We start from the raw sequence: 21316 nt of genomic DNA, 5'->3' as shown, positions 1-21316 counted from the left end.
TGCAACCGGAAACGACCTGTCGGCGCGCCGCGCCGAAAGACAAAACCGCACGTCAGAGGCGGTGGAGCGACGTGGAGGGCCGAACACTCCCCGCACCGACGTCCGTTTTCCGACATAGATCGACTCCATCCGGTTGAGCAAGATCCACCCGGCTGGCGCGCCGGCCGCCCCCGGCCGGCGCGCACCGCGCGTCCGCCCGGCCGACCGGTCACCCCGGCGGGTGGAGCCCCCCGCCCGAACGGTTCGCCGTCGGCGGCGATCTGACGGAGCGACCGGTCCGGTAACCTCGCTCGCGTGACGGACGCGAAGATGCCCCTGCGGGCAAAGGTGGCCAGCTCCGTGTCGCGTACGGCTGCGGCACTGTCGCGGGCTGCGGGCCGCGGGGACGGTTCGGTGATCGGCGGCTGGATCGGCCTCAAGATCGACCCGGACCTGCTGGCCCACCTCTCGACGGGCCGGGCGATCGCCCTGATCTCCGGCACCAACGGCAAGACGACCACCACCCGACTCACCACTGCGGCGGTCGGCGTGCTGGGCACCGTCGCCACCAACTCCTTCGGGGCGAACATGCCCACCGGCCACACCTCCGCGCTGGCCAAGGCCGGCAGCACCCCGTACGCGGTGCTCGAGGTGGACGAGCACTACCTGGCGCAGGTCATGGAGGCGACCGAGCCGCACGTGGTGGCTCTGCTCAACCTCTCCCGCGACCAGCTCGACCGGGCCAAGGAGGTGGCCATGATGGCGCAGCTCTGGCGGGCCGCGCTGGTCCGCCACCCGGAGCTGCGCGTGGTGGCCAACGCCGACGACCCGATGGTGGTCTGGGCGGCCACCCCACCGGCCAGCCACGACCACCGGATCACCCCGCCCGCCGTGATCTGGTTCAGCGCCGGCCAGCGGTGGCACGACGACTCCTGGGTCTGTCCCGAGTGCGGCTCGTCCATCCAGCGCTCCGGCGAGCAGTGGTGGTGCACCGGCTGCTCGCTGCGCCGCCCCCAGCCGCACTGGGTCGTCGAGGACGACGGCGTGGTCGACCCGACCGGCGCGTGGCACAAGGTCGTCCTCCAGCTCCCCGGCCGGGTCAACCTCGGCAACGCGGCCACCGCGCTCGCCGTCGCCGCCGAGTTCGGCGTCCGCCCGGTCGACGCGGTCTCCCGGCTCGGCGGGGTCACCTCGATCGCCGGCCGGTACGCGCAGGTCGACCGGGACGGACGCAACATCCGGCTGCTGTTGGCGAAGAACCCGGCGAGCTGGCTGGAGGCCTTCGACATGGCCGACCACGCCCCGACACTGCTCTCGATCAACGCTCGGGACCCGGACGGCCTGGACACCTCCTGGCTGTTCGACGTCGACTTCGCCCCGCTGCGCGGCCGGCAGGTGCTGATCACCGGCGACCGGGCCTACGACCTGGCCGTCCGCCTCGACGTCAACGACGTGCCGTTCCAGCACGTCCGGTCGTTCGGCGAGGCGGTCCGCAGTGTCCCGCCGGGCCGGCTGGAGGTCATCGCCAATTACACCGCGTTCCAGGACATCCGAGCGGAGTTGGACCGTGTCAACTGAGAGCCTGCGCATCGTCTGGATCTACCCCGACCTGCTCTCCACCTACGGGGACCGGGGCAACGTGCTGATCCTGGCCCGCCGGGCGCAGCAGCGCGGCATGCCGGTCGAGGTGCTGGAGGTCCGCTCGGACCAGCGGCTGCCCACCGGCGCCGACATCTACCTCATCGGCGGCGGCGAGGACGGGCCGCAGGCGCTCGGCGCGCAGCGGTTGCTCGCCGACGGCGGCCTGCACCGCGCGGTCGCCCAGGGTTCGGTGGTCTTCGGCGTCTGCGCCGGCTACCAACTGCTCGGCACCTCGTTCTTCGCCAAGGGCACCCGCTGTCAGGGCCTGGGCCTGCTCGACCTCCAGTCCGACCGGGGTCCGTCGCGGGCCGTCGGCGAACTCGCCGGGGAGATCGACCCCCGGCTGGGCCTGCCCCCGCTGAGCGGGTTCGAGAACCACGGCGGCCGTACCCACCTGGGGCCGGGGGTCGCGCCGCTGGCCCGGGTCACCGCCGGGGTGGGCAACGACAGCCAGACCGAGGGCGCCTGGCGCGGCAAGCTGCTCGGCACCTACTCCCACGGCCCGGCGCTGGCCCGCAACCCGGCCCTGGCCGACCTGCTGCTGAAGTGGGCCACCGGGGCGCACCAGCTCCCCCCGCTGAACGACACCTGGCCCGACCGGCTGCGCGCCGAGCGCCAGGCCGCGGTGGCCGCCGCCCGGCCGTGATCCCGACGGTCCGGCGGCTGCTCGCGCAGCGGTCGGCCGTCCGTTTCGCGTCCCTGCTGCTCCTGCTGGGGGTTCTCGCGCTGCTGCTGGTGCTGGTGCCCCGGCCGGAGCTGGCCGACCTGCCGGCGCACGCCGACCGCCTCGGCCGCGCCGCCCCGGCAGCCGCCATCGTCGGCGGCGCGTTGCTGCTGGTCGCGCTGGTGCCCCGCACCTTCGTCACGCTGGCCTCGGGGGCGCTCTTCGGTGCCCTCGAGGGAGCCGCGTACGCCCTCACCGCCGCGCTGCTCGCGGCGGCGCTCGGGTTCGCGGTCGGCCGGGTCCTCGGCCGGGAGTTCGTCGCCGAACGGGTCCGGGGTCGGCTCGCCCGGTTGGACCACTGGTTCGCCCGGCAGAGCGTGCTCGGGGTGATGACCGTACGGCTGCTGCCCATCTCCGGGTTCGGGCTGGTCAGCTACGGCTACGGCACCACCGGCGCGCGGCTGCTGCCGTTCCTGCTCGGCAGCGTGCTCGCCTCGGCGCCCACCGCCTTCGGCTACGCGGCACTCGGCGCGGCGGTCAGCACCCCCGACGAGGTGAACTGGCTGACCGTCGCCCCCGCCGGACTCGGCCTGGTCGCCACCGTCGTGCTCGGCCACAGCTGGTGGCGGGCGGAACGCCGCCGCCGCGCCGACCTCAGCCCGCCGGGGTGACCAGTCCGGCGTCGTAGGCGGCGATGACCAGGTGCACGCGGTCCCGGGCGTCGAGCTTGGTGAGCAGGCGTCCGACGTGGGCCTTCGCGGTGGCCACGCTGATCGTCAGTTCGGCGGCGATCTCGCCGTTGCTCAGGCCCCGCCCGACCAGCGTCAGCACCTCCCGTTCCCGCCCGGTCACCCCGTCCAGGCAGCGGGGCCGGGCGGCCGGCGCGGCCCGGCGGGCGAACTCGGCGACCAGCCGGCGGGTGACGCCCGGCGCGAGCAGGGCGTCCCCGGCGGCCACCACCCGGACGGCGTGCAGGATGTCGTCGAGGGCCATGTCCTTGACCAGGAAGCCGCTCGCCCCGGCCCGCAGCGCGGCGTGCACGTGGTCGTCGTCGTCGAAGGTGGTGAGGACGAGAACCCGGCTCGGCCCGCCCGACGCGGTGATCTCCCGGGTGGCCCGGATCCCGTCCATGCCCGGCATCCGCAGGTCCATCAGCACCACGTCCGGTCGCACGTCACGGGCCACCCGGACGGCGTCCGCGCCGGTGCCCGCCTCGCCGACGACCTCGATGTCGGGCGCGTCCGTGATCAGCACCCGCAGTCCGGCGCGGACCAGCGGCTGGTCGTCGACGAGCAGCACCCGGATCCGACCGGACACGACGGCGGCGCTCTCCCCCGCCGCGCTCACCGGGTCACCGCCGCCGGCAGGGGCAGCCGTACGGCGACCCGGAAACCGCCCTCCGGGCGGGGCGCCGCGGTGAACCGGCCGCCCAGCAGCGCGACCCGTTCCCGCATGCCGACGATGCCGTGCCCCTCGCCGCCGACCGGCCCACCCCGGCCGTCGTCCACCACTTCCACGCCCAGCCCGTCGCGGTGCTGCTCGACCAGCACCCGGCAGGTGTCGGTGCCGGCGTGCCGTACCACGTTGGTGACCGCCTCCTGGACGATGCGGAACACGGCGAGACCGATGTCGTCCGGAACCGGCTCGGCCGGCCCGACCCGGCGCAGCTCGACCCGGACCCCGGCGTCCGCCCCGGCGGTGACCAGCCGGTCCAGGTCGGCCAGGCCGGGCGTCGGGTCCAGCGTCGGCGCGGACTCCGGGCGCCGCAGCGCGCCGAGGGTACGGCGCAGCCCGGCGAGGGTGTCCCGGCTGGTGGCCTCGATGATCCGCAGCGCCGCCCGGGCCTGCGCCGGCTGGGTGTCGATGACCCGGGCGCCCACCCCGGCCTGGATGGCGATCACCCCGATGCTGTGGGCCACCATGTCGTGCAGCTCGCGGGCGATGCGCAACCGCTCGGCGGTGACCGCCTCGGCGGCGGCGTGCGACCGCAGCGCGGCGGCGTACCGGCGGCGGGCCCGCACCGAACCGCCCACGGTCGCGGCGGTGGCGACCGCCAGCACCGAGAGGACGGCCCGGTTCACCGGGTCGTCCGCGCCGGGGTCGATGAAGGCCGCGACGACCTGCACCACGAGCACCAGCGCGGTGGCCGGCAGGGCGAGCCGGCGGGACCGGTTCGCGGCGACCACCCCGAGCGTCACGTCCACCGCGAGGAACTGGAGATACCAGATGTCGGAGAGGTAGCTGCCGTCGGCGGAGTTGACCGTCGCGGTGACCATGGTCGCGCCGGTGAGCATCAGCCCGAGGGCCACCAGGGGGCGGCGCGGCAACAGCCCCATCGGGAGGGCGACCACCAGGGCCGGCAGCAGGTACGCCAGCGGAATCCACCAGGCACCGAAGCCGAATCCGCCGCCGGTCCCGACCGTCGGGGCGTGCAGTACCACGACGGGCTGCGCGGCGACGCCGACCCACGGCAGCACCGACGACAGGACGGCCGGAACACGGCGCGGCGGCACGGCGGCATGCATGCCGCCCACGGTAGCCAGGACCGGCCGGCCGGGCATCGGCCCGTGGGCGTACGCCCCGGGGCGTACCGCCCGCGCCCGGTTGTGGCCGCCGGCCGGACGACCGGACGGGGGCGGCCGGACAGCCTGGACCACGTGATCCAACTGACCTCGCTGACCAGACGGTACGGCCGCACGACGGCCGTCCACGACCTGTCCCTCACCGTGCGCCCCGGTCACGTGACCGGGTTCCTCGGTCCCAACGGGGCCGGCAAGTCCACCACGCTCCGCATGATCCTCGGTCTCACCGCACCGACCAGCGGCACCGTCACGGTGGACGGCGTCCGGTTCCGGGACCGGCCGCGCGGGCTGCGCCACGTCGGCGCCCTCCTCGACGCCGCCGACGTGCAGGGTGGACGCAGCGCCGAGGCGCACCTGCGGGCATTGGCCCGCAGCAACGGCCTCCCCCGCTCCCGGGTCGACGCGACCCTGCGCGAGGTGGGTCTCGCCGGAGTGGCCCGACGACGGGTGGGCGGGTTCTCGCTCGGCATGCGGCAACGGCTCGGCATCGCCGCCGCGCTCCTCGGTGACCCGCCGGTCGTGCTCTTCGACGAACCGTTCAACGGCCTGGACCCGGAGGGGGTGCGCTGGGTGCGGGGTCTGTTCCGGGACCTCGCCCGCCAGGGGCGGACGGTCTTCGTCTCCAGCCACCTGATGAGCGAGATGGAGCACTGCGTCGACCGGCTCGTCGTCATCGGCCGGGGACGGCTCCTCGCCGACCAGACCGTCGCCGAGTTCGCCGCCGGCAGCGGCCGGGGCACCGTCTCCGTCCGTACCCCGCAGGAGAGCGCGCTCACCGCCCGGCTGACCGCCGAGGGTGGCGCGGTACGGGCCGAGGACGACGGGACGGTCACGGTGACCGGCCTGAGCGCGGCCCGGATCGGCGACCTTGCCGCCGCCCACCGGATCCCGGTGCACGAGCTGGTGACCCGTACGCCCTCGCTGGAACAGGCGTTCATGCGGCTGACCGCGGCCAGCGTCGAGCACCGCGCCGGGGAGGTGGCCCGATGACCACCGCCGACCGCCGGCAGACCGGCACCGGCCACGCCGACACCCAGGCGGGCCGGTCCGGCGGCGACGCCGTCCGGGCCGGGACCGACGCGGGCCGGGGCAGCGACGGCACCCGTCGCCCGACGGCGACGATCGGGCCGCCGGCCCGCTTCCGGGACCTGGTCGCCGCCGAGTGGATCAAGCTCTGGTCGCTCCGCTCGACCTGGGGTGCCCTCGGGCTGATCCTGCTCACCACGGTCGGTCTCGCCGTGCACGCCAGCCTCGACAGCCGTCGTCAGTGGGCGGACTGGCCGGCCGACCGCCGGAACCTGCTGAACCCGCTGTGGGACGCGTTCCCCCAGGAGGCGCAGCTCTTCGTGGTGCTCGCCGCGAGCAGCGTCGGCGCGGTCGCGATCGGCGGCGAGTACGCCTCCGGCCTGTTCCGGGCCACCTTCGCGGCCGTCCCGGCCCGTGGATCCGTGGCCGCGGCGAAGCTCGTCGTGCTGACCGCCGCCACCACGCTCCTGGGGCTGGTCGGTTCGGCGACCGCCTTCGGGATCTCCCAGGCCATTCTGGCCGGAAAGGGTGGCATGTCCGTCGGTGAGCCGGGCGCACTGCGGGCGATCGTCGCGTCCGCGCTGCTGGTGCCGCTCTGCACCCTCATCGGCGCCGGGCTCGGTGCGCTGGTGCGCCACACCGCGCCCGCGATCGTCACCGCCGCGACGGTCCTGCTCCTGCTGCCGACCGCGATCGACGAGGACGAACGCTGGACCGCCCTGATCCGGCACGCCATGCCGGTGCCCGCCTGGGACCGCCTGCTCCAACCCGCCGAGCCGCCGCCCTGGGTGGACGTCGCGCACCGGGCCTCGGTCGGCGGCGCGTGGACCACGTACGCCGGCTGGGCGGTGCTGGCCACCCTGGTCACGGTGCTGGTCGTCCGCCGACGCGAACCCTGACCGACCGGGGTCAGGACGACGGCCGGCGAATCGCCCACGCCCCGGTGCGGCCGCACGTCACCTCGGTCGACGAGGACGGAGCCGTGCCGGGGTGGTGGCCGGGGTGGCGCTGCGGCGGTCAGTGGCCTCCGGGCTCGCCGGTCTGCCCCCAGATCGAACTCATCTCGCCGAAGGCCTGCTCCATGAGCTGCACCATGGCCCTGCGGGCACGTTCGCCGTCGCGTCGCTGGATCGCCTGCGCCACCTCCGCGTGCAACTGGAGGGCCTGCTCGTGCGGATGGTGCGGCATGAGGTGGTGCTGGTGCCGGCCGGTCAGCACCTCCGCGACCAGGTCCTGCAGCCGGACGAACATCTCGTTGCCGGAGGCCACCAGGACCCGCCGGTGGAAATCGATGTCCAGTTCGAGGAAGCGCGCCTCGTCCCCGGCCTTGCCGGCGGCCCACATCTTGGCCGCGAGCCCGACGAGGTCGCTCGCCTCGTCGTGACCGACCCGTTCGGCGGCGAGCAGGGCGGCGTGCGGCTCGACGGCGGTGCGCAGCTCGGTGATCGACCGGAGCTGGGCAATGCGGCCGGACGAGGCGAGCCGCCAGCGGATCACCTGCGGGTCGAAGACATTCCAGGCGTCCCTCGGCCGGATCATGATCCCGACGCGGCGACGGGTCTCGATGAACCCGATCGAGGCGAGCACCCGCAGCACCTCGCGGACGACCGATCGGGACACGGCGTACCGGTCGACCAGGTCGTCGATGTTGAGGACCATCCCGGGCCGCAGTTCGCCACCACAGATGGTCGTGCCGAGGTGGTCGAGGACCTGGGCGTGCAGACCAGCCTCGACCGGGGCGACGAGGGCGACTGCAACCCCTGGGGAGGACTGTTCCACGGGGCGGAGCATATCAGTTGAGCCCACCTCTTGAATAAATCTGCTTTTTCGGCCTAGCATCGCGCTGTTAAGCGGACGTTAAACGCCTGGTGGCGACCGTTGAGATGACGGACACGTCCCCCGGCATGCGGCCCCGGCAACGGCCACGGCGTAAGGAGAGCTGGACGTGAGACGTCGATCAGTTATCGGGACTTCCCTGGCGGTGGCCGTCACCCTCGGCCTGACCGCCTGCGGCGGCGGAGACGACGCCGCAGCGTCGAACACGGTGCGCGTGACGCTGGTGAACCACGTCTGGACCGAGAACATCAAGAACGCCCTGCCGGAGTTCGAGAAGCAGTCGGGCCTGAAGGTGGAGGTCACCCAGCTCGGCGAGGACCAGCTCTCCGACCAGTACAACGTCAAGCTGAACGCCGGGTCCAGCGACCTCGACGTGATGATGTACCGGCCGCTGCAGGAGGGGAAGCTGTTCGCCACGAACAAGTACCTCGCCGACCTGACCGAGAAGTCGAAGTCGGACAGCGGCTTCGAGTTCGGCGACTTCCAGGCCGGACCGGTGCAGGCCACCACGCATGACGACAAGGTGGTCGGCGTACCGATCATCACCGAGCAGGAGGTCCTCTACTACCGCAAGGACCTGCTGGAGAAGTCGGGCTTCACCGCCCCGCCGAAGACGCTGGACGAGCTCAAGGCGCAGGCGGCGAAGGTCGAGGCGGACAACCCGGGAGTGGCGGGCTTCGTGTCCCGCACCGGCAAGGCAGCCGCCGTGACGCAGTTCTCCAGCTTCCTCTTCAGCTTCGGCGGTGACTTCGTCGACGCCAACGGCAAGGCCTCGGTCAACACCGAGCAGGCCAAGCAGGCGTACGCCTACTACGGCGGCCTGCTGCGGGAGCACGGCCCGGAGAACATCAGCACCGACATGAGCTGGTCCGAGGCGATGGCGATCTTCACCCAGGGCAAGGCGGCGTTCTACACCGAGGCCAACTCGCTCTACAAGAACGCCACCGACCCGGCCAAGTCGAAGGTCTCCGACACCGTCGGGTTCGCTGCCTTCCCGGCCGGCCCGGCCGGCTCCAAGCCGTACAACATCCCCTCCTGGGCGCTCGGCGTCAACGACGCCTCCAAGAACCAGGACAACGCCTGGAAGTTCATCCAGTGGGCGGCCGGCAAGGAGCAGGCGCTGGCGCAGCAGAAGGCCGGCGTCCCCAGCGCCCGCACCTCGGTGTGGGCGAACCCGGAGGGTGCCGCGACCTACCCGAAGGACCTCGCCGAGGCCACCACGGTCAGCACCGCCAACGGCATCGGGCACGACCGTCCGCTGGTGGTGAAGGTCGCCCAGGCGCGGGAGATCGTCGGCCAGCCGATCGTCGACGCGATCACCGGCAAGGACGCGGCCACGTCGGCGGACGCGGCCAACGAGGCGTTCCAGAAGTTCCTCGACGACGAGGCGAAGTAGACCGGTGCGCGGCCGGCGGGGCCGATCGGCTCCGCCGGCTGCGCATCGGGTCCTGGCCCTGACCCCCCGGAGACCCCCATGTCAGCCGTCACCACGAAAGTCACCAGATCGCCCGAGAGCCGTCCGGCGTCCCCGGAGACGTCGGCCTGGTCGCGCTGGGCCAACGAGCACCGCAAGTGGCTCTTCGCGGCACCCGCCATGGCGTTCGTCGCCGTTCTGATCGTCTTCCCGGTGGCGTGGACCGGATACCTCAGCCTGACCGACGCCGAGGGTTCCGTACGCGCAGAGTCCGAGTTCATCGGCTTCCAGAACTACCTCGACGTCCTCGGCGACACCGACCGGTTCTGGCCCGCGGTGTGGCGCACGGTCGCCTTCACCGGGGTCGTCCTCCTCTTCGAGGTCGTGCTCGGCATGGCGATCGCCCTGCTGCTGTGGCGACCGTTCCGCGGCGAGAAGTGGGTCCGGGTCGCGATCCTCCTGCCGCTGGTGGCCACCCCGGTCGCGGTCGGCATGATGTGGCGGCTGATCTTCGATCCCAACATCGGGATGGCGAACCAGGTGCTCGGCTGGGTCGGGATCGGCCCCCAGCCGTGGCTGGCCGGTCAGAGCTCAGCCCTGCCGACGACGATGTTCATCGACATCTGGCAGTGGACCCCGATGGTGGTGCTGATCCTGCTCGCCGGCCTGACGTCGCTCTCCGACGAGCCGCAGGAGGCCGCGCTCATCGACGGCGCGAGCACCTGGCAGCGGTTCCGGCACGTCACCCTGCCGTTGCTGATGCCCACCGTGATCGTCGCGATCCTGCTGCGCGGCATCGACGCGCTGAAGACCTTCGACATCCTCTACGCCACCAAGGGACGCGGCGGCGGGTCCTTCCACGAGGTCGAGACCCTCAACGTGTACGCCTACGGGCTGAGCTTCGACTACAACGAGTACGGCGTCTCATCGACAGTCCTCATCATCTTCTTCCTGATCATCATCGGGGTGATGTGGGCCCTGACCTACCGCAAGAAGGGGCTGGACCGATGAAGCTGCGCAGGCCGTACAGGATCTTCCGGACGACGGCTCTGACCCTCGTGGTGCTGTCGCTGATCGCGCCGCTGATCTGGATGATCGCCGCGTCGCTCAAGACGAACGTCGACATCTACGACACCGACAAGGCGTTCGTCTTCTCCCCGACGCTGGACAACTACAGCAACGTGCTCCAGCAGGCGAACTACGTCCAGTTCATCGGCAACAGCCTCTGGGTGGCGTTCGCCGCCACCGTGCTCTCGCTCCTGCTCGGGGTGCCCGCCGCGTACTCGATGAGCCGGTTCAACATGAAGAAGTCCGCGCTCGTCGTGCTGATGGCGCGGGTCATCCCCGGCGTCTCGCTGCTGGTCCCCTGGTACTACGTCTTCTCGAACCTGCAGATGGTCGGCGGGTTCACCGTGCTGGTCCTCAGTCACATGTTCGTGTCGCTGCCGTTGATCGTCTACATCATGATGGGCTACTTCGACGGCCTGCCGACCGAACTCGAGGAGGCGGCGCTCGTCGACGGGCTGACCCACATCGGCGCGTTCCGGCGGATCACCCTGCCGCTGTCGGTGCCCGGCATCGCCACCGCGGGCATCCTGTCCTTCATCTTCTCCTGGAACAACTTCATGTTCGCCCTCGTGCTCTCCGGTGCCGACACCAAGACGCTCCCGGTGGCGATCTTCGACTTCGTCGGCTACGCCAGCATCGACTGGGGCGGCCTGATGGCGGCGGCCACCGTGGTCACCCTGCCGATCATGCTGATCGCCCTGTTCGTGCAGAAGTACGTCGTCTCCGGCCTCACCGCCGGCGCCACGAAGGGCTGAGGACACCATGACGAGGATCGCACGGGTGGAGACCTTCCTGGTCGCACCGCGGTGGCTGTTCGTCCGGGTCGAGACGTCCTCCGGCATCGTCGGCTGGGGCGAGGCGACCTGCGAGGGACGGTCCGAGACCGTCCGCACCGCCGTCGAGCAGCTCAGCGAGCTGCTGGTCGGCCGGGACGCGCTGCGCATCGAGGACCACTGGCAGGTCATGACCAAGGGCTCGTTCTACCGGGGCGGGCCGATCCTGGCCAGCGCCGTGTCCGGGCTCGACCAGGCGCTGTGGGACATCGCCGGGAAGCGGTACGGGGCACCGGTGCACCAGCTGCTCGGCGGCCCGGTCCGGGACCGGATCCGGGTCTACGGCTGGGTCGGCGGCGACGAGCCCGGTGAGGTACGCGACCAGATCAGCGCCGCGGTCGAGTCGGGCCTGACCGCGGTGAAGATGAACGCGTCCGGCCGGATGAGCGCGCTCGCGTCCGTCGCCGAACTCGACGGCGTGGTCCGGCGGGTGGCCGCCGCCCGCGAGGTGCTCGGCGACGAGCGGGACGTCGCGGTCGACTTCCACGGCCGGTTCACCCTCGCCACCGCCCGCCGGGTCGCCCCACTGCTCGACCCGTACCGGCCGTTCTTCCTGGAGGAACCGGTGGTGCCGGAGAACTCGCACCTGATCGGCGAGTTCGTCCGCTCCACGACCACGCCGGTGTCGACGGGTGAGCGGCTCTACAGCCGGCAGGAGTTCCTGCCGGTGCTCCAGGCCGGCATCGCGGTCGCCCAGCCGGACCTCTCGCACGCCGGTGGCATCACCGAGGTCCGCAAGATCGCCGCGCTGGCCGAGGTGTACGACGCACAGCTCGCCCCGCACTGCCCGCTCGGGCCGATCGCGCTGGCCGCCTGCCTCCAGGTCGGCTTCGCCACGCCCAACTACCTGATCCAGGAACAGAGCATCGGCATCCACTACAACCTCGGTGCCGAGGTGCTCGACTACTGCCTCGACAAGACCCCGCTGAGGTTCGTCGACGGGTACGTCGAGCGGCTCACCGCACCCGGCCTCGGCATCGAGATCGACGAGCACGCCGTACGGGCGGCGGACAAGCGCGGGCACGCGTGGCGCAGCCCCACGTGGCGGCACCTCGACGGCTCCTACGCGGAATGGTGATCACATGACCGTCAACCTGGCCGCCGAACTCACCGCCGCCCGGATCCTCGCGGTGATCCGGGGCACCGACACCGCCGGCGCGATCGCGGCGGGCACCGCCCTGCTGGCGGAGGGCGTACGCGTGGTCGAGGTGGCCCTCACCACCCCGGACGCGGCGCGGGCCGTCGAGGCGCTGCGCGCGGTCGCTCCCGCCGGGTCCCTGGTCGGCGCGGGCACCGTGCTCACCGCCGCCGACGTGGCCGACGTGGCCGCCGCGGGCGCGCAGTTCGTGGTGACGCCGGCCGTGGTCGAGTCGATCGCCGAGGCGGCCCGGCGGGGACTCCCGGTCGCCGCCGGGGCACTCACCCCGACCGAGGCGTACACCGCGATGCGGTTGGGGGCGTCGGTGGTCAAGCTGTTCCCGGCGTCGGTCGGGGGCCCGGCGTACCTCCGGGCGGTGCGCGACCCGTTCCCGGACATCCCGTTCGTCGCGGTCGGCGGCGTCGGTCTGGACGACGTGTCCGGCTACCTCGGTGCCGGCGCGATCGCGGTCGGTGTCGGCGGACCGTTGGTCGGGGACGCCGCCTCCGGCGGCGACCTGGCCGCCCTGCGGACGCGGGCGCGCACCTACCTCGCCGCGGTGCGGGAATCGAGCGGGTCGTGAGCGCGCCGGACCTGCTCACCCTCGGCGAGGCCCTGGTGTCGCTGCGCTCGGCCGGACCGCTCGCCGCCGGGGGGTCGCTGACCACGCACCTGGCCGGCGCGGAGTCCAACGTGGCGGTGGGGGTGGCCCGGCTCGGCCACCGGGCCGCCTGGGTCGGGCGGGTGGGCGCCGACGAGTTCGGCGAGTACGTGCTGCGGCAGTTGCGCGCCGAGGGCGTCGGTGTCGACGGAGTGACCCGGGACCCCGACCGGCCGACCGGCCTGATGGTCCTGGAGCGGCGCACCGCCGACCTGACCCGGGTGCAGTACCACCGGGCCGGATCGGCCGGGTCCGCGCTGTGCGTCGACGACCTGCGGGCGCCGCTGGCCGCCGGAGCGCGGGTCCTGCACCTGACCGGGGTCACCCCGGCGTTGTCCGACACCGCCCGCGCGGCCACCCGCTGGGCGGCCGGGGCCGCCGCCGGGGCGGGCATCCCGGTCTGCCTCGACGTCAACTACCGCGCCCGGCTCTGGTCCCGCGACACGGCCCGCGAGGTGCTCACCCCGCTGGTGGGCCACGCCTCGATCGTCGTCGCCTCCGCCGACGAGCTGGACCTCCTCGGTGAGCCGGGGGCCGACGAGTCCACCGTCGTGGCGGGGCTGTTCCGGCGGGGCGTGCACACCGTTCTGGTCAAGCTCGGCGCCGACGGTGCCCGCGCGTACACCCCGGACGGAGTCCGGCACGCCGGGGCGCTGACCGTGACCGCCGTCGACCCCGTCGGCGCTGGGGACGCGTTCACCGCCGGCTACCTGTCCGGCTGGTTCGACGGGCTCGACCTGGCCGGTCGCCTGCGCCGCGCGGCCACCCTCGGCGCCTTCGCGGTCTCCAGCCCGGGTGACTGGGAAGGGCTGCCGCGCCGCGCCGAACTCTTCCTTCTCGACGACCACGAGACGGGAAACGTCATCCGTTAGCCGCCCGTGGCACCCCTCAGCCGCCCGCGCACCCCTCAGGAAGAAAGGCATCCCGTGAAGATCGTCGCAGCTGACGTCATCGTCTCCAGCCCCGACCGCAACTTCGTCACCCTGAAGATCACCACTGACGACGGCGTCACCGGTCTGGGCGACGGCACCCTCAACGGACGGGAACTCTCCGTCGCCTCGTACCTGAAGGACCACGTCGCCCCGCTGCTGATCGGCCGCGACCCGCACCGCGTCGAGGACACCTGGCAGTTCCTGTACCGCTCGGCCTACTGGCGGCGCGGGCCGGTCACCATGGCGGCCATCGCCGCGGTGGACGTGGCCCTGTGGGACATCAAGGCCAAGGCCGCCGGCATGCCGCTGTACCAACTGCTGGGCGGGGCGTCCCGGAGCGGCATCATGGCCTACGGGCACGCCTCCGGACGGGACCTGCCGGAGCTGTTCGACTCGATCCGTCGACACCTCGAACTCGGCTTCCGGTCGATCCGCGTCCAGACCTCCGTGCCCGGCATCAACGCCGTGTACGGGGTCGCCTCGCAGCCCAGCACCGGTGGCACGCGGTACGACTACGAGCCGGCCCAACGCACCCCGCTGCCCGCCGAGGAGGACTGGGACACCCGCTCGTACATGCGCCACCTGCCCGGCGTGTTCGAGGCGGTCCGCAACGAGTTCGGCCCGGAACTGCCGCTGCTGCACGACGGCCACCACCGGATGACCCCGATCCAGGCCGCGAAGCTGGGCAAGGCCCTCGAACCGTACGACCTGTTCTGGTTGGAGGACTGCACCCCGGCGGAGAACCAGGAGGCGCTGCGGCTGGTCCGGCAGCACACCACCACACCGCTGGCCATCGGCGAGGTCTTCAACACGGTGTGGGACTACCAGACCCTCATCCGCGAGCAACTGATCGACTACGTCCGATCCGCCGTCACCCACACCGGTGGCATCACGGCCATGCGCAAGCTGCTCGACTTCGCCGCCCAGTACCAGATCAAGTCCGGTATCCACGGCCCGACCGACATCTCACCGGTCGGCATGGCCGCCGCGCTGCACCTGGACCTCGCCATCCACAACTTCGGCATCCAGGAGTACATGCAGCACGGGCCGCTCACCAACGAGGTGTTCCGGCAGTCGTTCAGCTTCACCGACGGCTACCTGCACCCGGGTGAGCAGCCCGGCATCGGGGTGGAGATCGACGAGGCCGCCGCCGCGACGTTCCCGTACGTGCCGGCCTACCTGCCGTTCAACCGGCTCCAGGACGGGACGGTCCATGACTGGTGACAGTCGTCCGGGCGGCCCGCCCCGGACCCGGCACGTGGTCGTGATGGGGGTGTCCGGGGCCGGCAAGACGACCGTGGCCCGGGGCATCGCCGCCCGCGCCGGGCTCGTCTTCGCCGAGGCGGACGAGTTCCACCCGCCGACCAACGTGGCCCGGATGCGGGCCGGCTTGCCGCTCGACGACGCCGCGCGGCTGCCCTGGCTGCGTGACCTGGCCGGGTGGATGGCCGACCGGTCCGCCGCCGGCGTGTCGACCGTGCTGGCCTGCTCGGCGCTGAAGCGGTCCTACCGCGACGTGCTCCGCCAGGGGTCGCCGAACGTCGAGTTCGTCCACCTCGACGGGCCGGCCGAGGTGATCCGGGAGCGGATGTCCCGGCGGGCCGGGCACTACATGCCAACGAGCCTGCTGGAGTCCCAACTGGCCACTTTGGAAAGGCACCATCCGGACGAGTCGGTGCTGGTGCTCGACGTGTCGCTGACCCCGCACGAACTCGTCTCGGCGGCGCTCGCCGGGCTCGGCCTGTCGACCACCGTCGCCGTCGACGGGTAGCCGTGGCCCGGTCGTGCCGCCGCACGGCCGGGCCACCGCACCGGCCGCGCCGACCGGTTCCGCCGGACGGGAAGGGGCCGACACCGCGATCGGCCGCCCCTCCCGCACCTCCGTCAGGCGACCACGCTCACCATCCGGCCCTTGACGACGATGACCTTGCGGGGCTCCTTGCCGGCCAGCGCGGCGGCCACCGCCTCCAGGGCCGCTGCCCGGACCGCCTCCTCGGACGCGTCCGCGGGCACCTCGACCCGGCCCCGGACCTTGCCGTTGACCTGCACCGGGTAGGTGACCGTCTCGGCGACCAGCAGGGCCGGGTCGGCGGTCGGGAAGTCGGCGTACGCCAGCGAACCGGGGTGACCCAGCCGCTGCCACAGCTCCTCGGCGACGTGCGGGGCGAACGGGGCCAGCATCAGCACCAGCGGCTCGGCGACCTCACGCGGCGTGGCGGCCAGCCGGGTCAGCCCGTTCGTCAGCTCGATCAGCTTGGCGATCGCGGTGTTGAACCGGATCCCCTCCATGTCGGCGCGGACCCCGTCGATCACCTTGTGCAGCAGCCGGCGGGTGGCCTCGTCGGCCGGGTCGTCGGTGATGCGCAGCGCACCGGTGGACTCGTCGACCACGGTCCGCCAGACCCGTTGCAGGAACCGGTACGAGCCGACCACCGCCCGGGTCTCCCAGGGGCGGGACACCTCCAGCGGGCCCATCGACATCTCGTACACCCGGAAGGTGTCCGCGCCGTACGCCGCGCACATCTCGTCGGGGGTGACCACGTTCCGCAGCGACTTGCCCATCTTGCCGTACTCCCGGCGCACCTCCGCCTCGCCGTGGACGTACCGGCCGTCGACCTCGACGACCTCCTCGGCGGGGACGTACACGCCCCGGTCGTCGGTGTAGGCGTACGCCTGGATCATGCCCTGGTTGAACAGCTTGCGGAACGGCTCGAACGACGAGACGTGGCCCAGGTCGTACAGCACCTTGTGCCAGAAGCGGGCGTACAGCAGGTGCAGCACGGCGTGCTCCTGACCGCCCACGTACAGGTCGGTGCCCCCGCAGTCGCCCTCGCCGCGCGGCCCCATCCAGTACCGCTCGTTCTCCGCGTCGACGAACCGTCCGGTGTTGGTCGGGTCCACGTAGCGCAGCTCGTACCAGCAGGAGCCGGCCCACTGCGGCATCACGTTGGTCTCCCGGGTGTACCGCTTCGGCCCGTCACCCAGGTCCAGCTCGACCTCGACCCAGTCGCGGCGGCGCGACAGCGGGGTCTCCGGGTTCGAGGCGGCGTCGTCCGGCGCGAACGTCTTCGGGGCGAAGTCGTCCACCTCGGGCAGTTCGACCGGCAGCATCGACTCGGGCAGCGCGACGGCGGCACCGTGCTCGTCGTAGACGATCGGGAAGGGCTCGCCCCAGTAGCGCTGCCGGCTGAACAGCCAGTCGCGCAGCCGGTAGGTGACCGCTCCGGTGCCGTGCCCGTTCGCCTCCAGCCATTCGACGATGCGGGCCTTGGCGTCGGCGACCGCCAGGCCGTCCAGGTCCAGGCCGCGGTCCGGGGCGGCGCTGTTGATCGCCGGCCCGTCCCCGGTGTACGCGGTGCCGTCGAAGCCCTCCGGCGGCTGCACGGTCCGGACGATCGGCAGGTCGAACGCCTCGGCGAAGGCCCAGTCCCGCTCGTCCTGCGCCGGCACCGCCATGATCGCGCCGGTGCCGTAGCCGGCCAGCACGTAGTCGGCGATGAAGATCGGGATCTGCCCGCCGGTGACCGGGTTGGTGGCGTACGCGCCGACGAAGACGCCGGTCTTCTCCTTCGTCTCGGCCTGCCGCTCCACGTCGGTGCGGGCCGCCGCCGCCTTCCGGTACGCCTCGACCGCCGCGCGCGGGCCGGCGTGCCCGCCGGTCCAGGCCTCCTTCGTCCCCTCCGGCCAGGCGTCCGACGCCAGCGCGTCGACCAGCTCGTGCTCGGGGGCCAGCACCATGTAGGTGGCGCCGAAGACGGTGTCGGGGCGGGTGGTGAAGACCCGCACCGGGGCGGCCGGGGTGGGGAAGTCGATGTGCGCGCCCGTGGAGCGGCCGATCCAGTTGCGCTGCATCAGCTTGATCGGCTCGGGCCAGTCCAGCGCGTCCAGGTCGTCGACCAGCCGGTCGGCGTACGCGGTGATCCGCATCATCCACTGCTTCAGGTTGCGCTTGAAGACCGGGAAGTTGCCCCGCTCCGAGCGGCCGTCGGCGGTGACCTCCTCGTTGGCCAGCACGGTGCCCAGCCCCGGGCACCAGTTGACCGGGGCCTGCGAGACGTACGCCAGCCGGTGATCGTCGACGACCCTGCGCTGCTCGACCGGGGTCAGCTCGGCCCAGGGGCGGCCGTCCGGGGTCGGCCGGGTACCGGCGGCGAACTCGGCGACCAGGTCGTCGATCGGGCGGGCCCGGCGCGCCCCGGTGTCGTACCAGGAGTTGAAGACCTGCAGGAAGATCCACTGGGTCCAGCGGTAGAACCCGGTCTCGATGGTGGCCACCGAACGCCGGTCGTCGTGGGCCAGGCCCAGCCGGCGCAGCTGTGCCCGGTACCGCTCGATGTTCGCCTCGGTGGTGGTACGCGGGTGGGTGCCGGTCTGCACCGCGTACTGCTCGGCGGGCAGGCCGAACGCGTCGAAGCCCATCGCGTGCAGCACGTTGCGCCCGGCCATCCGCTGATAGCGGGCGTAGCAGTCGGTGCCGATGTAGCCCAGCGGATGCCCGACGTGCAGGCCCGCGCCGGACGGGTAGGGGAACATGTCCAGCACGTAGAGCTTCTCCGCGCCGGCCCGGGGATGTCCGGGGTCGGCCAGCGGGCCGGTCGGGTTCGGGGCGTGGAACGTCCCGTCCCGTTCCCAGGTGTCCTGCCAGCGCTGTTCGATCTCACCGGCCAGCGCCGCCGTGTACCGGAACGGGGGGATGTCGCTCGCGGCTGCCTCAGTCATCGCGTGTCCTCGCTTCGCTCGTGGCCGCCGGGGCCTTCGCCGTGGTCTGCTCGGGGCACAAAAAAGCCCCTCACGCAGGAGGGGCCGCCGTGCTGTCGCGCGTTCAGCGCATCAGCACGGCCCGGTAAGGAGCAGCTGGAAACCGGCCATGCCCGGCAGTGTACCCGCCCCCGCCCGGAGCGCGCCGGGGGCTTCCAGCGGACGGGACACCACCGACGGCGGGACCGCCCGTCCGCCGCGCGGGTGGTCGCGGCCGACGACGCGCGCCGCACCGGCACAGATCCCCCGCCAGACGGTTATTCGGTGCGTAACCGACCGTCTACCTGCGGCGTTCGGCGCGGGCGGGAAACATGGTTAGCCTGAGATACCAGTGATTCCTGCGGCATCAGAGGCTCGACACGCGAACCCCACGGCGGGTCCAGGTGCTCTATACAGAGCTGCCGTCCAGGCGACGAGAGGGAGGCCCGTTGACACAACAGACCTGGGACGAGGTGGGCGGCGTGCTGCCGCACGACGAGTTCCGCGCCGCCAGTGAAGCCATCGTCGCCAACATCGAGCAGGTCATCGAGGGTAAGACGGCCACCGTACGGCTCGCGCTCGCGGTGCTGCTGGCCGAGGGGCACCTGCTCATCGAGGACGTCCCCGGGGTCGGCAAGACCAAGCTCGCCAAGGCGCTGGCCCGTTCCATCGACTGCTCGGTACGACGTATCCAGTTCACCCCCGACCTGCTCCCCAGCGACGTCACCGGGGTGAGCGTCTACAACCAGGAGACCCACGACTTCGAGTTCCGGCCGGGGGCCGTCTTCGCCAACCTGGTCGTCGGCGACGAGATCAACCGGGCCTCGCCGAAGACCCAGTCGGCGCTGCTGGAGTGCATGGAGGAGCGGCAGGTCACCGTCGACGGCGTCACCTACCAGCTCCAGACCCCGTTCATGGTGATCGCGACGCAGAACCCGATCGAGATGGAGGGGACGTACCCGCTCCCCGAGGCACAGCGCGACCGGTTTACCGCGCGGATCGCCATGGGCTACCCCGGCCCGGAGGCCGAGCTGGCCATGCTCGACGGGCACGGCGCGGTCGACCCGCTGAACGACCTGGGGGCGGTCTCCGACGCGGCGACCGTACGGCAGCTCATCGCCACGGTCCGCGAGGTGCACGTGGCCGACGCGGTCAAGCAGTACGCCATCGACCTGGTCACCGCCACCCGGGAGGCCCCCGAGCTGCGGCTCGGCGCGTCCCCCCGGGCCACCCTGCAACTGCTGCGCACCGCCCGCGCGGTCGCCGCGCTGGAGGGACGCGACTACGTCCTCCCCGACGACCTCCAGGCGCTCGCGGTGCCGGTGCTGGCACACCGGATCATCCCGACCGCCGACGCGCAGCTGGCCCGGCGCACCACCGACGCGATCGTCTCCGACCTGGTGCACCGGCTCGCCGTGCCGCAGGACCGCAAGCGCTCGCAGTACGACACCCGGCCGGCCGGTGGGAACGGTCGCTCCGCGTACGAGCCGCGGAGGCGGTGACCGTGCGCGACGGGCTGCGCGGGCTCACCACCCGCGGCCGGTCCTTCCTGGCCGCCGCCGTGGCCGCGGCGATCTCGGCACTGCTGCTCGGGGAGCGGGACCTGCTCCGGGTGGCGGTGCTGCTGGCCGTGCTCCCGCTGCTCGCCGCCGCGTACGTCGGACGCAGCCGCTACAAGCTCGCCTGCGTCCGGTCGCTGGAACCGCACCGGGCGCCGGTCGGGGCCAGCTCCCGGGTGGTGCTGCGGTTGCAGAACATGTCCCGCCTGCCCACCGGCACGCTGCTGCTGGAGGACCGGCTGCCGTACGCGCTGGGCAGCCGGCCCCGGGTGGTGCTGGAGCGGCTCGGCGCGTTCCAGGCCAGCTCGGTGGCGTACACCGTCCGGGCCGACGTGCGCGGCCGGTACGAGGTGGGGCCGCTCGGGGTGCGGATGACCGACCCGTTCGGCCTCTGCGAGCTGAGCCGGGCCTTCCCGAGCACCGACCGGCTCACGGTGATTCCGCAGGTCACGCCGCTGCCGTCGATCCGGCTCCCGGGTGAGTACGCCGGCAGCGGCGACAGCCGGGCCCGCTCGGTGGCGGTGCACGGCGAGGACGACGCGGCGACCCGTGAGTACCGGGTGGGCGACGACCTGCGCCGGGTGCACTGGAAGTCGACCGCGCGCACCGGGGAGCTGATGGTGCGCCGGGAGGAACAGCCGTGGGAGAGCCGGGCGACGGTGGTGCTGGACACCCGCGCGTACGGGCACCGCGGCGACGGGCCGACGGCGAGCTTCGAGTGGGCCGTCTCGGCCGCCGCGAGCATCGCCGTGCACCTGCGCCAGGCCGGCTACAAGCTGCGCCTGGTCACCGGCTCCGGGGCCGACGTCGACGCGGCCGAGGCGACCGGCGACGGCGTGCTCCTCGACCATCTCGCCGAGGTCCGGCTGGAGCAGCGGGGTGAGCTCACCAGCCTGGTGGAGCGGGTCCGCCAGCGCGCCGACGGCGGGCTGATCATCGCCCTGCTCGGCTCGCTGAGCACCGCCGAGGCGCAGTTGCTGGCCTCGCTGCGCGGCAACGGCGCCACCTGTGTGGCGTTCCTGCTGGACAGCGCCGGTTGGCTCAATCTGCCGGAGCGGGCCCGCGCCGAGGCGCAGGAGGCCCACGGCGCCGCCGCGCTCGCCCTGTTGCAGAGCGGATGGCGGGTGATCGGGGTGGAGCACGGCAGCCAGCTTCCCGCGCTCTGGCCGCAGGCGGCCCGGGGCTCGCAGGGGTTCGCGGTACGCGCCGCGCTGGCCGAGACGGTGGCCGGTGGCGTGAAGTGAGG

At 72.7% G+C, this 21316-nt stretch carries 19 protein-coding genes; 15 read left to right on the top strand and 4 right to left on the bottom strand.

All coding sequences use genetic code 11. The annotated features are described in order from the left end of the window. Positions 1-309 precede the first annotated feature (309 nt). The 3 genes from AB0F58_RS11400 to AB0F58_RS11390 are packed head-to-tail and all read left to right on the top strand — an operon-like array spanning position 310 to position 2955. Positions 310-1557: a MurT ligase domain-containing protein gene (locus AB0F58_RS11400; RefSeq protein ID WP_357141845.1), complete on the top strand. Its 1248-nt coding sequence runs from the start codon at positions 310-312 to the stop codon at positions 1555-1557. After that, positions 1547-2266, top strand: coding sequence for a glutamine amidotransferase (locus tag AB0F58_RS11395; protein WP_357141397.1), 720 nt, complete (start codon positions 1547-1549; stop codon positions 2264-2266). Before AB0F58_RS11400 ends, AB0F58_RS11395 begins: the two co-directional genes overlap by 11 nt. Next, on the top strand, positions 2263-2955 hold the full coding sequence (locus tag AB0F58_RS11390) for a VTT domain-containing protein (protein ID WP_357141394.1): 693 nt from the start codon (positions 2263-2265) through the stop codon (positions 2953-2955). Before AB0F58_RS11395 ends, AB0F58_RS11390 begins: the two co-directional genes overlap by 4 nt. Here AB0F58_RS11390 and AB0F58_RS11385 read toward each other — a convergent pair. After that, a complete protein-coding gene (locus AB0F58_RS11385; RefSeq protein WP_357141392.1) occupies positions 2939-3631 on the bottom strand; it encodes a response regulator transcription factor in 693 nt (230 codons plus the stop codon). The genes AB0F58_RS11390 and AB0F58_RS11385 overlap by 17 nt on opposite strands. After that, complete coding sequence (locus tag AB0F58_RS11380; RefSeq protein WP_357141389.1) at positions 3628-4809, bottom strand: histidine kinase; 1182 nt, start codon at positions 4807-4809, stop codon at positions 3628-3630. Before AB0F58_RS11380 ends, AB0F58_RS11385 begins: the two co-directional genes overlap by 4 nt. A gap of 123 nt (positions 4810-4932) precedes the next feature. Between AB0F58_RS11380 and AB0F58_RS11375 the strand changes: the two genes are divergently transcribed. Continuing rightward, on the top strand, positions 4933-5856 hold the full coding sequence (locus AB0F58_RS11375) for an ATP-binding cassette domain-containing protein (RefSeq protein ID WP_357141843.1): 924 nt from the start codon (positions 4933-4935) through the stop codon (positions 5854-5856). Continuing rightward, a complete protein-coding gene (locus AB0F58_RS11370; RefSeq protein WP_357141386.1) occupies positions 5853-6791 on the top strand; it encodes an ABC transporter permease in 939 nt (312 codons plus the stop codon). The genes AB0F58_RS11375 and AB0F58_RS11370 overlap by 4 nt, the downstream gene beginning before the upstream one ends. A gap of 118 nt (positions 6792-6909) precedes the next feature. Here AB0F58_RS11370 and AB0F58_RS11365 read toward each other — a convergent pair whose 3' ends face one another. Continuing rightward, positions 6910-7671, bottom strand: coding sequence for a FadR/GntR family transcriptional regulator (locus AB0F58_RS11365; protein ID WP_357141384.1), 762 nt, complete (start codon positions 7669-7671; stop codon positions 6910-6912). A gap of 166 nt (positions 7672-7837) precedes the next feature. On the opposite strand from AB0F58_RS11365, the gene AB0F58_RS11360 reads away from it, so the two are divergent. The 8 genes from AB0F58_RS11360 to AB0F58_RS11325 all read left to right on the top strand — a co-directional run bounded on the left by AB0F58_RS11360 (position 7838) and on the right by AB0F58_RS11325 (position 15545). Then, a complete protein-coding gene (locus AB0F58_RS11360; protein WP_357141382.1) occupies positions 7838-9124 on the top strand; it encodes a sugar ABC transporter substrate-binding protein in 1287 nt (428 codons plus the stop codon). A gap of 78 nt (positions 9125-9202) precedes the next feature. After that, positions 9203-10153, top strand: a complete 951-nt coding sequence (locus tag AB0F58_RS11355; protein ID WP_357141379.1) for a sugar ABC transporter permease — start codon at positions 9203-9205, stop codon at positions 10151-10153. Then, on the top strand, positions 10150-10965 hold the full coding sequence (locus AB0F58_RS11350; protein WP_357141376.1) for a carbohydrate ABC transporter permease: 816 nt from the start codon (positions 10150-10152) through the stop codon (positions 10963-10965). Before AB0F58_RS11355 ends, AB0F58_RS11350 begins: the two co-directional genes overlap by 4 nt. Before the next feature lie 7 nt (positions 10966-10972). Next, positions 10973-12121: a galactonate dehydratase gene (dgoD, locus tag AB0F58_RS11345; protein ID WP_357141373.1), complete on the top strand. Its 1149-nt coding sequence runs from the start codon at positions 10973-10975 to the stop codon at positions 12119-12121. A 4-nt stretch (positions 12122-12125) separates the two neighbouring features. Next, positions 12126-12764, top strand: a complete 639-nt coding sequence (locus AB0F58_RS11340; RefSeq protein WP_357141370.1) for a bifunctional 4-hydroxy-2-oxoglutarate aldolase/2-dehydro-3-deoxy-phosphogluconate aldolase — start codon at positions 12126-12128, stop codon at positions 12762-12764. Further along, on the top strand, positions 12761-13714 hold the full coding sequence (locus AB0F58_RS11335) for a sugar kinase (protein ID WP_357141368.1): 954 nt from the start codon (positions 12761-12763) through the stop codon (positions 13712-13714). The genes AB0F58_RS11340 and AB0F58_RS11335 overlap by 4 nt, the downstream gene beginning before the upstream one ends. A 54-nt stretch (positions 13715-13768) precedes the next feature. After that, positions 13769-14998 carry a D-mannonate dehydratase ManD gene (manD, locus tag AB0F58_RS11330; protein WP_357141366.1) on the top strand — a complete coding sequence of 410 codons (1230 nt, stop codon included), beginning with the start codon at positions 13769-13771 and terminating at the stop codon, positions 14996-14998. Next, a complete protein-coding gene (locus AB0F58_RS11325) occupies positions 14988-15545 on the top strand; it encodes a gluconokinase (protein WP_357141363.1) in 558 nt (185 codons plus the stop codon). The genes manD and AB0F58_RS11325 overlap by 11 nt, the downstream gene beginning before the upstream one ends. Positions 15546-15658: 113 nt before the next feature. Here AB0F58_RS11325 and leuS read toward each other — a convergent pair whose 3' ends face one another. After that, positions 15659-18493 carry a leucine--tRNA ligase gene (gene leuS, locus AB0F58_RS11320; protein WP_357141361.1) on the bottom strand — a complete coding sequence of 945 codons (2835 nt, stop codon included), beginning with the start codon at positions 18491-18493 and terminating at the stop codon, positions 15659-15661. 467 nt (positions 18494-18960) lie between these two features. Between leuS and AB0F58_RS11315 the strand changes: the two genes are divergently transcribed. Together AB0F58_RS11315 and AB0F58_RS11310 are read left to right on the top strand one after the other, a co-directional pair. Further along, positions 18961-20013, top strand: a complete 1053-nt coding sequence (locus tag AB0F58_RS11315; RefSeq protein WP_357141358.1) for a MoxR family ATPase — start codon at positions 18961-18963, stop codon at positions 20011-20013. 2 nt (positions 20014-20015) lie between these two features. After that, positions 20016-21314: a DUF58 domain-containing protein gene (locus AB0F58_RS11310; RefSeq protein WP_357141840.1), complete on the top strand. Its 1299-nt coding sequence runs from the start codon at positions 20016-20018 to the stop codon at positions 21312-21314. Positions 21315-21316: the final 2 nt, after the last annotated feature.

The sequence above is a fragment of the Micromonospora sp. NPDC023956 genome (genome assembly GCF_040639195.1).
Classification (GTDB): Bacteria; Actinomycetota; Actinomycetes; order Mycobacteriales; family Micromonosporaceae; genus Micromonospora.
This window is presented reverse-complemented; position numbering and strand designations above follow the sequence as displayed.